Origin of the sequence: Pseudonocardia sp. DSM 110487, assembly GCF_019468565.1 — a bacterium.
Classification (GTDB): domain Bacteria; phylum Actinomycetota; class Actinomycetes; order Mycobacteriales; family Pseudonocardiaceae; genus Pseudonocardia.
Map to the genome: position 1 here is coordinate 478,624 of NZ_CP080521.1, position 12,826 is coordinate 491,449.

Sequence of the window (12,826 nt, forward strand, 5' to 3'; positions counted from 1 at the left end):
CGGACGCCGACATCGTGTTCGCGGCGAGCCTCGCGGACGTCGCGGACCGGCTACCCGAGGCGCACGTGGTGGCCGGAACCCTCGACGCGTCAGGGCTCGCGGCGGCAGGCCGGCTTCAGTGGGTGCACAGCTGGGCCGCCGGTGTGGACGGTGCGCTCCACCCCGAGATGGTGGCGAGCCCGGTCGTACTGACGTCGTCGAAGGGCAACGGCGCCGTCCCGCTCGCCGAGCACGCGCTGATGCTCATGCTGATGCTCGACCGGGACGCGCCGCGGTGGCTGCGCGCGCAGGGATCGCGCACATGGGACCGGTTCCCGCACGGCGAGCTCGCGGGCGCCACGTGCGGGATCGTCGGAATGGGTGGGGCCGGCAGCGCGCTCGCCCGCCGGGCCGCCGCGTTCGACATGCGGGTGCTGGGGTTGCGGCGCCGCCCCGAGCGGCGGGTGCCGGATGTGGAGCGGATGTACGGGCCGGGCGAGGTCACGGCGTTCGTCGCCGAGTCGGACTTCGTGGTCGTCACGGCTGCCCTGACCCCGCAGAGCCGCGGGCTGCTCGGGCCCGCGGCGTTCCGCGCCATGAAACCCACCGCGTACTACATCTGCGTGTCCCGCGGCGGCATCGCCGACGACGACGCGCTGCTCACCGCGGTGCGGGAGGGCTGGATCGCCGGGGCGGGCCTCGACGCGCACGCCGTCGAGCCGCTGCCGGCCGACAGCCCGTTCTGGTCGTTGCCCAACGTCATCGTCACGCCGCACAACGGCGCGACCACGGCACGGACGAGGCGGCGTGGCGTGGATGTCTTCGTCGACAACCTGACGCGCTTCGTGGCGGGCGGGCCGCTGCGCAACGTCGTCGACAAGCGCGCCGGGTACTGAGCACATGGGACGGCCCCCGCCAGGGGGGATTGGCGGGGGCCGTCGTTTGGTTCAGCTCCGGGGGGTCGAGCTGAACCGTGTCCGGACAGAGCCGGACAGGCCCATCGTAGCCCTTGACGAGCACATCCGCGCGATTCTGCGACTAGCAAGTGGGGTGGTGTCGGGACGGTATCGACGCGGGAGGCCGTCGGCATCCGTCCTGTCTGGCAAGCTCGCCCGCGTGTCCGGTGCGCTCCCCCCGCAGTTGTCCACCCCGGCGCCGGCCCGGTCCGGCACGGCCGCGTTCTTCGATCTCGACAAGACCATCATCGCCGGATCGAGCGCGCTCGCGTTCAGCCGGCCGTTCCGCAGGCAGGGGCTCATCAGCAGGCGGGCCGCCCTCCGCAGCGGTTACGCGCAGTTGCTCCTCGTGCTGTCCGGTGCCGACGCGAACACGATGGATCTCCTGCGGAAGCGGATCACCGCGCTGTGCACCGGCTGGGAGGTGGCGCAGATCAGCAGCATCGTGGCCGAGACGCTGCACGACATCGTCGAGCCGCTCGTCTACGCGGAGGCCACCGAGCTGATCGCCGAGCACAGGGCGAACGGCGACGAGGTCGTCGTGCTCTCGGCGTCGGGGCACGAGGTCGTCGAGCCGATCGCCACCCTCGTCGGCGCCGACCGCTGCGTCGCCACCCGCATGGGTGTGGTCGACGGCCGGTACACCGGGGTGATCGACTACTACTGCTACGGCGAGGCGAAGGCGCAGGCAGCGCGCCGGCTCGCCGAGGAGCAGGGGTACCGGCTCGAGGACTGCCGCGCGTACTCCGACTCGATCACCGATCTGCCGCTGCTCGAGGCCGTCGGGCATCCCACCGTGGTCAACCCGGACCGCGCGCTGCGCCGGGAGGCAGAGCTGCGCGGCTGGCCGGTGCTGACGTTCGCCGATCCGGTCGTGTTGCGGTTCCGGAGGCCGCCCCTGCGCACCACGCTCACGGCGGCGGGTGTCGGTGCCGTGGCCGCGCTGGCCGCCGTCGGCTGGTACGTGTGGCGGCGACCGGTGCGTTCATGAGGCTGATGGGGTTCATGAGGGTGGCGCCGCGGTTACTGATCGCCACCGTGCGTGCCTGAACCGGTGCACCTCTCGGCGCCCCTTGCTGTGGTCCGAGTCACCGACTACAAAGAGCCGTACGGACCCCTGACGGCCAGGGGCGGTGCGGCAGAGAAGCACCCGTCCACCCCGAGCAGGGCTCCGTGCGGGAAGGCCGGGCGCTCCACGCACAGCACGCCGCGGGAGGCATGTCGTCGTGGGCCTGCGTACCGGGACGCTGGACGCCGAGGCCACTATCACGACACGTAGTGCACGCCTGGATCTCGGATTTCCCGCGCAGGCGGGCGGTGCTCCTCCTCCGGAGCGCCGCCCGTCTCGTATGTGAGGGATCAGCTGCGGGCGTCGGCGATCGAGGTGCCTTCCCGAGCTCCCGCCTCCCACTGGGCGCAGCAGTGCAACACCCATTCCCGCACGCCGTCGCTCGTGCCCCCCGCGAACGCCGCCGCGGCGGCGCGGTATTGCGCGGCATGGCGCAGGTGCCCCACCTCGGGCACGGCGAGCCCCTTCGGATCCAGCCCCGCGGCCACCGCCGCGAGCCGCGCGGCGGCGCGGGCCACCACGCCGTTCGCCGCGGCGAAGGGCGCGAGTGCGAGCAGCTCGCCGTGCACCACCGCCACCAGAACCGGGGCCGGCACGCGGGTGCCGCCCGTGGCGAGGTCGGCGAGCAGGCCCAGCCGGGCGGCCACCCCGTCGCCGGATCGCGGCCTGCCCAGCTCCGCCTCGTGCCGGTCCGGAGGCACGAGGCCGGCGGCGGCCACGACGTGCAGCCTCGCCAATGCCTGCAGCGGGGAACTGCGCCATGCACCGAGCAGACGCCCGCACTCCTCGGCGGCGCGCACGGCGCCGGCGAGCACCGGGTCGGGCACCGCGTCGCTCACCGTGAGCGTGGTTCCGTCCAGTGCCGCGGACGCGCGTGCGGCGCGCAGGCTCGCCTCGGCCGCGCTCGCAGGCCACCCCCGCCGGTTGACCGGGTGGTTGTGCACGGCGACGAGCGCGTCGCGCGCCCGGGCGACGGCGTCGGGCACCCCCGGCAGGTCGAGCAGCGGGGCCAGCGGATCGGCGGTCACGGCCACTCGGGCATGCTGCCACCCGCCGCCCGGCCCACCTGCACCCAGACCCCGACTCGCGCGCACCCAGACCCCGACTCGCGGATGTCAGGGCTCGTCCGCGGAGCGGGTATGGACAAGGTGGGGCGTGTGCCGTTGCTCGTCCGCCGGTCGGCCGTCCGTCGACCGTCCGGCGAAATGCCCCGACCTGTCCGGACCGACGGTGCGTTGGGCCGGGCGGCGCACTAGCGTCCAACAGCAAGCATGCTTCAGCCGGGCACCGAAGCCCGGCGCGACGCCCAGGACCAGGAGGGCATTGATGGCCGAGGAAAACGCCACGCTGAGCAACCTGTCCACCGAGAACCGGAGCTTCCCGCCCAGCGCCGAGTTCGCCGCGCAGGCCAACGCCACGGCCGACTGGTACGACCGCGCCGACGCCGACCGCGAGGCGTTCTGGGCCGAGCAGGCCGAGCGGCTGCACTGGGCGCAGAAATGGGAGCGGGTGCTCGACTGGGACGCCCCGTTCGCGAAGTGGTTCGTCGGCGGCAAGCTCAACGTGGCCTACAACTGTGTGGACCGGCACGTCGAGGCCGGGCACGGGGGGCAGGTGGCCTTCCACTGGGAGGGCGAGCCCGGCGACACCCGCACCATCACCTACGCCGACCTGCAGCGCGAGGTCTGCAAAACCGCCAACGCCCTGATCGAGCTGGGCGTGGGCAAGGGCGACCGCGTGGCCATCCAGCTGCCGATGATCCCCGAGGCCGTGTTCTCGATGCTGGCGTGCGCGCGCCTCGGCGCCATGCACAGCGTGGTGTTCGGCGGGTTCTCGCCCGGCGCGCTCAAGGCCCGCATCGAGGATGCGGAGGCGAAGCTGCTCATCACCTCGGACGGGCAGTTCCGCAGGGGCAAGCCGGCACCGATGAAGGCCGGCACCGACGAGGCGACGGCCGAGACACCGAGCATCCAGCACGTGCTCGTGGTCAAGCGCACCGACATCGACGTGCCGTGGTCCGACGGCCGTGATGTCTGGTGGCACGACGTCGTGGAGAAGCAGTCCGACCAGCACACGCCGGAGGCGTTCGACGCCGAGCAACCGCTCTACATCCTCTACACCTCCGGCACGACGGGGAAGCCGAAGGGCATCCTGCACACGTCGGGCGGCTACCTCACGCAGGCCGCCTACACCCACCACGCCGTGTTCGACCACAAGCCCGGCGAGAGCGTCTACTGGTGCACCGCCGACATCGGCTGGGTCACCGGCCACAGCTACATCGTGTACGGGCCGCTGGCGAACCGGGCGACGTCGGTGATGTACGAGGGCACCCCGAACACCCCGCACGAGGGCCGGCACTGGGAGATCATCCAGAAGTACGGCGTCTCGATCTACTACACGGCTCCCACGCTGATCCGCACGTTCATGAAGTGGGGCCACGACATCCCCGCGAAGTACGACCTGTCCTCGCTGCGGGTGCTGGGCAGCGTCGGCGAGCCGATCAACCCCGAGGCCTGGATGTGGTACCGGGAGCACATCGGCGGCAACAACTGCCCGATCGTCGACACCTGGTGGCAGACCGAGACCGGCGCGATCATGATCTCGCCGCTGCCCGGCGTCACGGCCGCCAAGCCGGGCTCCGCGATGCGCCCGCTGCCGGGGATCAGCGCCGAGATCGTCAACGACGAAGCGAAGCCGGTCGGCTACGGCGGCGGCGGGTACCTGGTGCTCGACAAGCCGTGGCCGTCGATGCTGCGCGGCATCTGGGGCGACGAAGAGCGTTACCGCGAGACGTACTGGGCCCGGTTCGCCGACCAGGGCTACTACTTCGCGGGCGACGGCGCCAAGTACGACGACGACGGCGCGATCTGGCTGCTCGGCCGGGTGGACGACGTGATGAACGTGTCCGGCCACCGCATCTCCACCACCGAGGTGGAGTCGGCGCTGGTGAGCCATCCGACGGTGGCCGAGGCGGCCGTGGTCGGTGCGTCCGACGCCACCACGGGGCAGGGGATCGTCGCGTTCGTGATCCTGCGCGGCAACGTCGCCCAGGACCAGGCGAAGGGTGCCGACGCCATCAAGGCCCTGCGTGACCACGTCTCCAAGGAGATCGGTCCGATCGCGAAGCCGCGCCAGATCATGGTCGTCGACGAGTTGCCGAAGACGCGCTCCGGGAAGATCATGCGGCGGCTGCTGCGCGACGTGGCGGAGAACCGCGAGGTCGGGGACGTCACGACGCTGGCAGACTCCTCGGTGATGGACATGATCTCGGCGGGCTTGAAGGACAGCAGCAAGTCCGAGGACTGAACCTGTCAGGGGATACGAGCGTTCCGGCGCTCGTATCCCCTCATGGGTCGTAGGCGGTATACCGTAGACACGCGTGTTGGTCGAGGCGATCGGAGCCAGGCGATGACGGCGGCGAAGGTGCCGGGCGTCGAGGCGCGGGCCGGGAAGTTCCCTGGTCCGAGCCTCATCCCCGAGCTGAACGCGATCCAGGCGCGGCTGGGCTGGCTGCCGCGCGAAGAGCTGGTGGCGCTCGGGCGGGAGCTGCGCCGCCCGCTCTACGAGATCGAGGGCATCGTCTCGTTCTACCCGCACTTCCGCACGGATCCGCCGGCCAAGGTCGCGGTGCACGCCTGCCACGACCTCACCTGCTGGCTCGCGGGCGCCGACGAGAAGCTCGCCGAGGTGGCGGCCCGGCTGGACGGCGACGCGGACGTCGAGTTCACGGAGGTGTCCTGCCTCGGCCGCTGCGACATCGCGCCGGCCGTTGCGGTCAACGAGCACCCGGCCGCGCTGGAGGACACCGCCGTGCTGGTGGCCGCCGCGCGGGCCGACGACCTCGGGCACGCCGCGCCGACGCCGTCGGGCCGGGCAGAGCCGTGGCCCAACGATCCGTACGTGCCGGGGGAGGAGCGGTACCGGGTGCTCCGCTCGGTGCTCGCCGGCGAGCGGACCACCAAGGACGTGATCGCAGCCGTCACCGACTCCGGGCTACGCGGGATGGGCGGCGCGGGCTTCCCGACGGGCCGCAAGTGGCAGCTCGTCGCCGACCAGCCCGCCGGGCTCAAGTACGCCATCTGCAACGCCGACGAGTCCGAGCCCGGCACCTTCAAGGACCGGCAGATCCTCGCCGACGAGCCGCACCTGGTGCTGGAGGGCCTGCTGCTCGGGATGGTCTGCACCGGCGCGGAGCAGGGGTACGTGTTCATCCGGCACGAGTACGGGCCGGAGGAGCACGTGCTGCGGGCGGAGATCGAGGCGATCCGCGCGGCCGGGCTGATCGGCACCGACGTGCTGGGATCCGGGCGCACCCTGCAGCTGGACATCTTCACCTCGCCCGGCGGCTACATCCTCGGCGAGGAGTCGGCGCTGATCGAGGCGATGGAGGGCCACCGCGGGGAGCCCCGCAACAAGCCCCCGTTCCCGGGAATCTTCGGGCTGTGGGGCCGGCCAACCCTGATGAACTCGGTGGAGACGTTCGCCGACGTGCCGGTCATCGTCGAACAGGGCGCGCAGTGGTGGCGTGACCAGGGCGTCGGCGACTCCGTCGGCTGGAAGTTCTTCGCGGTATCCGGGCACGTCGAGCGGCCCGGCGTCTACTGCGTGCCGATGGGAACGACGGCCCGCGCGCTCCTGGAGGAGGCGGGTGGCATGGCAGGTGGCGCCGCGCTGCAGGCCATCCAGCCTGGCGGCGCGTCCTCCAACTTCCTAGGACCCGACCAGCTCGACGTCCCCCTCGACTTCGGCACGCTCGCCGATGCGGGTTCGATGCTGGGCTCGGGGGCACTGGTGGCGATCGCGGAGGGCACCGACCTGCTCGCCGCGGCCACCAACGTGCTGCGCTTCTTCCGCAACGAGTCCTGCGGCAAGTGCGTGCCGTGCCGGGTCGGCTCGACGAAGGCGCACACGCTGCTCACCGAGGCCATCGGCGTCGGCGGTCTCGACGACGCGGGACGCGAGCGGATCCTCGAGCTCGAGCTCGTGATGCGCAAGACGTCGATCTGCGGGCTCGGCCAGGTGGCACTCGGCCCGGTCGTGAGCGTCCTCGGGATGCAGCAGGGCGCCACGACGGTCCGTCGGCACCCGAAGAACGACGACCCCGAGGTCGACGACAAGGTGAGCCGGAACGGGAAGGCCTGACAACGAAGTGGCCCTGCTCCGGATCGGAGCAGGGCCACGGGTGTTGTGTCGCGAGTCAGTTCTTCGACGAGTGAGAGCTCGGTTCGGTGATGTCGTCGTCGTCCGGGCCGTTGGCGGCGTCGCGGCGGGACTTCATGAGGCTCGCGATCGTCGTGAGCGTCAGCGTGCCGACGATGACGCCGAGGGAGACGAGGATCGGCACCTCGGGCGCCCATGCGACGCCGTGGTGGTGCAGCGCCTCCAGGATCAGCTTCACCCCGATGAACGCGAGGATGAAGGCAAGGCCCTTGCTGAGGTAGACCAGCCTGTCGAGCAGGCCACCGATGAGGAAGAACAGCTGCCGCAGCCCCATGAGGGCGAACGCGTTCACGGTGAACACGAGGTACGGCTCCTGGGTGAGTCCGAAGACCGCCGGGATGGAGTCCACCGCGAACAGCAGGTCGGTGGTGCCGATCGCCACCATCACGATGAGCATCGGCGTCACGAGCCTGCGGCCGTCGACGACGGTGGTCATCTTCGCGCCGTTGTACTCCTTCGTGGAGGGCACCACCCGCTCGACGTAGCGCAGGAGGCGGTTCTCCTCGAACTCCTCGTTCCCGTCGGCCTCCTTGATGAGCTTCCATGCTGTCCAGATGAGGAACGCCCCGAACAGGTAGAACATCCAGTCGAAGCGGGAGATGGCCTCCGCGCCGAGTGCGATGAAGATCCCGCGCAGCACGAGCGCGAGCACGATGCCGATCAGGAGCACCTTCTGCCGGTAGTCCCGCGGCACCGCGAATTTGCTCATGATCAGCACGAAGACGAAGAGGTTGTCCACCGAGAGCGAGTACTCGGTGATCCAGCCGGCGAAGAACTCGCCCCCGTACCGCGGTCCGGCGACCGCGAGCACTCCCAGCCCGAACGCGATGGCGAGCGAGACGTAGACGGCCACCCAGATCGTCGACTCGCGCATCGATGGATCCCGTGGGTTGCGGGCCACCAGGTAGAAGTCGAACGCGAGCACGGCGAGGAACGCCGCGATCGTCGCGATCCACACCCCGGTCGAAATGATCATCTCTCTCCTGTCCCGGTTGTCCCCCCGCCGACGGCGGGATGGAAACGGCGCGGCGGACCTCGTCCGCCGCGCCGTCCGTCACGTGGATCGGCGGGTTCGCCCCCGGGCGGCGACCCCGGTGGATGCCGCACGCCGGGCGCGCTTGCGCTCTCTCGCCGCCCACACCGCTTCTGCGTGGGCAACGTATCTTCCGTATACCCGCTCGGCATAGGGATTGTGGCCTTTGATGTGGATCAACCAGGAAGGGGTGATCCGCTCGTAGAGCCAGACGAAGCCGATCGCGAAGCCCAGGCTGACCACGGCCTGGAAGGCGAGGAAGGTGACGACGTCGTCCGGCGGGGTGGGATTGCCGCCCAGCAGGACCGGGGTCGCCGTTTCATGCAGGAGCCGCGCGAGCGGGAATCCCACGAACCAGACAGCCACCGCCGGCGCGAACATGCCCGGCTTGGCGCGACCGAGGCCGACGAGCACCCCGTAGATCGCGCCGAGCACGCCGATCACCGCGCCGGTGGCGCTGACCTCGGCGAGCTGACGTGCCTGCGTGACGGACATGTCAGCCCACGACCACGCCGAAGCGGAAGAGGCTGTAGAGGAGCATCCCCAGGTAGAAGAATGCCCCGAACCCGATGATCAGGTTCGTCCACAGCTTCGGCCGGATCGGCTTGGGCAGCAGCCGGTTGTTCACCAGCAGGAGCACGATGCAGTACGCGCCCATGGCGAACGTGGACAGGAACGCCAGCACGTCCAGGATCGCCGCCGGACCGTCGGCAGGCCCCCAGAGCAGGATGCAGATCCCAAAGATGATCACACCCCAGAGGAACCCGCCGTAGAGGTGCGACGTCCGGAACCGCTTCGCGCCGGGCACGAAGTTGTACGTCATGTCGGCCTGGCCCCGGGAGAACGAGTCGAAGAGCCCGAGGGTGGCGTTCAGGCCGATCAGCGCGATGAACCCGAGGAACACACCGCCCAGCGCCGGTACGCCGACCGAGGCGAACGATGCGGACATGGCGTTGAGCGCGGCCTCCCGCTCCCCCTCCCGCAGCAGGCCGACGACGTCGGGGCTCTGCCGGGCAGCGGCCTGTGCGAGAACGGTGAACGAGACCGTAACCAGCATCGTGATACCCCAGAAGAGAAGCAGGGCGTCGAAGGTGACCCAAGACGAACGAGTGCATGGTCAGCTCCTCCCCCCGGGCCGACGACCCGCTGGCCGAGATCGACGCGCGGCTGAGCCGGTACACGCGACGAGCGCCCGCCCCATTTGCCGGGGGCGGGCGCTCGTTTCGTGTCGGTCAGTTGCCGGACGAGTGGCTGTTCGGACCGGTCAGCTCGTCGCCCGGGGAGGTCGCGGCCGCGGCGTCGCGGCGGGACTTCATCAGGCTGAGCACCGTCGTCACGGCGAGGGTGCCGACGATGACGCCGAGGGAGACCAGGATCGGCACCTCCGGTGCCCAGGCCACGCCGTGGTGGTGCATTGCCTCCAGGATCAGCTTCACGCCGATGAAGGCGAGGACGAACGCCAGGCCCTTGCTGAGGTAGATGAGTCGGTCAAGCAGGCCACCGATGAGGAAGAACAGCTGCCGCAGCCCCATGAGGGCGAACGCGTTCGCCGTGAACACCAGGTACGGCTCCTGGGTCAGGCCGAAGATCGCCGGGATGGAGTCCACCGCGAACAGCAGGTCGGTGGTGCCGATCGCCACCATCACGATGAGCATCGGCGTCACGAGCCTGCGGCCGTCGACGATCGTGGTCATCCGCGCGCCGTCGTACTCCTTCGTGGAGGGCACCACCCGCTCGACGTAGCGCAGCAGGCGGTTCTCCTTGAACTCCTCGTCCTCGCCGGCCTCCTGGATGAGCTTCCAGGCCGTCCAGATGAGGAACGCCCCGAACAGGTAGAACATCCAGTCGAAGCGGGCGATGGCCTCCGCGCCGAGTGCGATGAAGATCCCCCGCAGCACGAGCGCGAGCACGATGCCGATCAGGAGCACCTTCTGCCGGTAGTCCCGCGGCACCGCGAACTTGCTCATGATCAGCACGAAGACGAAGAGGTTGTCCACCGAGAGCGAGTACTCGGTGATCCAGCCAGCGAAGAACTCACCGCCGTACTGCGGCCCCGCGACGGCGAGCACTCCCAGCCCGAACGCGATGGAGAGGGAGACGTACACGATCACCCAGATCGTGGATTCCCGCATCGATGGATCCCGCGGGTTGCGGGCCACCAGGTAGAAGTCGAATGCGATCACGGCCAGGAACGCCGCGATCGTCACGAACCAGGCCCAGGTCGGAATGTTCATCTCTCTCCCGAGGAAGGGACGCCCTGCTGTCGCCGGCGTATGTCCGGTTCAACGATCGGCGCGGCGGAGAATCTCCGCCGCGCCGATCGTCACGAGGACCGTTTGGCCCTCACCTTGGTGGTGCCCCCTGGGGGTCCCACCTGCCCGGGAGCATGCCCCGCCTGGCGGCGGGCACGTCTCTGCTCCCTGAGGTTCCACATGTGTTCGGCGTGGGCGATGTAGCGGGCGTACACCCGCTCGGCGTAGGGATTGTGGTCCTTGATCTGAGCCAGCCATCCGGGGATGATCCGCTCGTAGAGCCAGATGAATCCGATCGCAAAGCCCATGCCGACCAACGCCTGGTACAGCAGAAATGTGACGACGTCATCAGGCGGGGTGGCAGGACCACCCAGCACGACAGGTGTCATCGTCTCGTGCCACAGGCGGGAGAGCGGGAAGCCCACCAGCCACAGGACCGCAGCAGGCGTGAACATGCCGGGCTTGGCATGTCCGAGCCCGGTGAGCACGCCGTAGCACCCGCCGACGCAGGCGAGTGGTACAGCGAGCATCACGGCACCGGTGAGCGCCCAGCCGAGGGGTTGGCCGACGATACCGGCCAACACCCCGACCACGGCGCCCGCGATCACGCCGATCACGGCACCGGGGGCGCCGATCTCGGCGAGCTGACGTGCGCTCCGGATAGTCATCATCATCAGTCCGGGAGGGCGCCGAAGACGGCCAGGCTGTAGAACAATGCGCCCAGGTAGAACACCGCACCGAAGCCGATGATGGCGTTGGTCCACCACTTCGGACGGATCGGCTTGGGCAACATCCTGTTGTTCACCAGCAGGAGCACGATGCAGTACGCACCCATGGCGAACGCGGACAGGAACGCGAGGACGTCCAGGATCGCCTCGGGCCCGTCGGCCGGGCCGCCCCACAGGATGAGGATCCCGAAGGCGATCACGAACCACAGGAAATACCCGTACAGGCGGGACATGCCGAACTTCCGCGTGGCCGGGATGAAGGTGTAGGCCATGTCCGACTGCCCGCGGGCGAACGAGTCGAACAGACCCAGCGTGGCGTTCAGGCCGATCAGCGCGATGAACAGCAGGAACACCGTGCCGAGCACCGGAAGGCCGACCGAGCCGAAGGAGTCCGACATCGCCAGCAGCGCCGCTTCCCGCTCGCCGTTGCGCAGTTCGTCGACGACGGCCGGGTTCTGTCGCGCCGCCGCGCGGGCGAGCACGGTGAACGAGATCGTGACGAGCATCGTGATGCCCCAGAAGAGCAGGATGGCGTCGAACGTGACCCACCTGCGCCAGCCCTTCCACTTCGCCAGCTCTTCCGGATCGTCGGTGTCGAACATGAAGCCGGTCGCGGAGCGCTCCTCCTCCACTCCCGCCCGGGCGAGACCGCGCACCTTCGGCACGTGCGCGCCCATCCCGGCGCCGCTCTCCCGCAGGTGCAGCGTGTACCACATCTGCTGCATACCCGAAGGGCCCGCGAACGCGATCGAACCGACGATGATCGGGAACCACTCGGCGGTGTGTGCCTCGGCCGGGATGAAGCCGAACGCGAACATGCCCGCGATCGTGGAGCTCAGATCGTCCCAGTTGCCGACCAGCGAGGCGATGATCGCCGTCCCGACCACGAGGAGGCCGATCAGGAGTCCGAGGATCTTCTCCACGAGGTCGTAGATCACCTTGGCGAGCGTGAACAGCGTGCCGACCAGCAGCATGCCGATGGTGGCGGTCACCTGCCACGGGACACCGGTGGCCTGTTCGAACGCGCTCGCGCCGGCCGAGAGGTGACCCGGCCAGATGTAGATGAGGATCGCGATCGTGAAGAAGAACCACATGATCGGTTTGAAGACGCGCGCCGCGCCGGTGAAGATGGACTCACCGGTCGCCATTGCATAACGCGCCATCTCCAGCAGGACGAACGCCTGCAGCGTGACACCGATCAGGAACAGCCACCGGATCTCGGGCCCGAACAGCAGCACGAGTCGTGGCCACATGTACGACTCGCCCATACCCACACCGAGCGCGACGAGGAATACCGTCGGGCCGAGGAGGTGGACGGAGGGGGGTGCATCCGGAAGCTTCCGGATGGGCATCGGCGCGAGGCCACCAGCGTGCCATACGCGTGTGTCGGTGGCGGTCGGATCGCCCGACGCGGCGTCGGGTTCTTTTGAAGTCGTCACTGCTGGGACCTCTCCATTGGGATCTCCTGAGTGGGGGCCTACCCGCCCGACCATGCCTTTCCGCGACTTCCTCCTCGTGTGGAACATATGACGAATCGGCTGCCGCCCGGCCCGGTCGGTCCCTGGCGGGTGGGCGAGTTCCCCAGGGCT

10 protein-coding genes and 1 pseudogene are annotated in these 12,826 nt (G+C 69.6%); 4 read left to right on the forward strand and 7 right to left on the reverse strand.

All coding sequences use genetic code 11. The features are described from left to right. Nucleotides 1-14 precede the first annotated feature (14 nt). The gene (locus K1T35_RS02015; protein ID WP_255621482.1) at nucleotides 15-875 is read left to right on the forward strand and encodes a D-2-hydroxyacid dehydrogenase; all 861 of its coding nucleotides are present in this window, start codon (nucleotides 15-17) and stop codon (nucleotides 873-875) included. A gap of 220 nt (nucleotides 876-1,095) precedes the next feature. Beyond that, a complete protein-coding gene (locus K1T35_RS02020) occupies nucleotides 1,096-1,926 on the forward strand; it encodes an HAD family phosphatase (protein ID WP_255621484.1) in 831 nt (276 codons plus the stop codon). 368 nt (nucleotides 1,927-2,294) lie between these two features. Here K1T35_RS02020 and K1T35_RS02025 read toward each other — a convergent pair whose 3' ends face one another. Then, the gene (locus K1T35_RS02025; RefSeq protein WP_220258495.1) at nucleotides 2,295-3,038 is read right to left on the reverse strand and encodes an oxidoreductase; all 744 of its coding nucleotides are present in this window, start codon (nucleotides 3,036-3,038) and stop codon (nucleotides 2,295-2,297) included. 292 nt (nucleotides 3,039-3,330) lie between these two features. Here K1T35_RS02025 and acs point away from each other — a divergent pair, with 292 nt between their 5' ends. Both acs and K1T35_RS02035 read left to right on the forward strand, forming a co-directional pair. Further along, nucleotides 3,331-5,310: an acetate--CoA ligase gene (gene acs, locus K1T35_RS02030; protein ID WP_220258496.1), complete on the forward strand. Its 1,980-nt coding sequence runs from the start codon at nucleotides 3,331-3,333 to the stop codon at nucleotides 5,308-5,310. A 102-nt stretch (nucleotides 5,311-5,412) separates the two neighbouring features. Next, nucleotides 5,413-7,146 (forward strand): NAD(P)H-dependent oxidoreductase subunit E, encoded by a 1,734-nt coding sequence (locus tag K1T35_RS02035; RefSeq protein WP_220258497.1) that lies wholly within the window; start codon nucleotides 5,413-5,415, stop codon nucleotides 7,144-7,146. 55 nt (nucleotides 7,147-7,201) lie between these two features. Here K1T35_RS02035 and K1T35_RS02040 read toward each other — a convergent pair whose 3' ends face one another. The 6 genes and pseudogenes from K1T35_RS02040 to K1T35_RS02065 form a co-directional block, all read right to left on the reverse strand. Continuing rightward, complete coding sequence (locus tag K1T35_RS02040; RefSeq protein ID WP_220258498.1) at nucleotides 7,202-8,200, reverse strand: TerC family protein; 999 nt, start codon at nucleotides 8,198-8,200, stop codon at nucleotides 7,202-7,204. A 78-nt stretch (nucleotides 8,201-8,278) separates the two neighbouring features. Continuing rightward, nucleotides 8,279-8,752 carry a hypothetical protein gene (locus tag K1T35_RS02045; protein WP_220258499.1) on the reverse strand — a complete coding sequence of 158 codons (474 nt, stop codon included), beginning with the start codon at nucleotides 8,750-8,752 and terminating at the stop codon, nucleotides 8,279-8,281. 1 nt (nucleotide 8,753) lies between these two features. Further along, nucleotides 8,754-9,347, reverse strand: a pseudogene (locus K1T35_RS02050) (Nramp family divalent metal transporter); the annotation flags it as partial. 142 nt (nucleotides 9,348-9,489) lie between these two features. Continuing rightward, nucleotides 9,490-10,491 carry a TerC family protein gene (locus K1T35_RS02055; RefSeq protein ID WP_220258501.1) on the reverse strand — a complete coding sequence of 334 codons (1,002 nt, stop codon included), beginning with the start codon at nucleotides 10,489-10,491 and terminating at the stop codon, nucleotides 9,490-9,492. A gap of 89 nt (nucleotides 10,492-10,580) precedes the next feature. Further along, a complete protein-coding gene (locus K1T35_RS02060; RefSeq protein WP_212612473.1) occupies nucleotides 10,581-11,177 on the reverse strand; it encodes a hypothetical protein in 597 nt (198 codons plus the stop codon). A gap of 5 nt (nucleotides 11,178-11,182) precedes the next feature. Then, nucleotides 11,183-12,730: an Nramp family divalent metal transporter gene (locus tag K1T35_RS02065; RefSeq protein WP_255621488.1), complete on the reverse strand. Its 1,548-nt coding sequence runs from the start codon at nucleotides 12,728-12,730 to the stop codon at nucleotides 11,183-11,185. Nucleotides 12,731-12,826 lie beyond the last annotated feature (96 nt).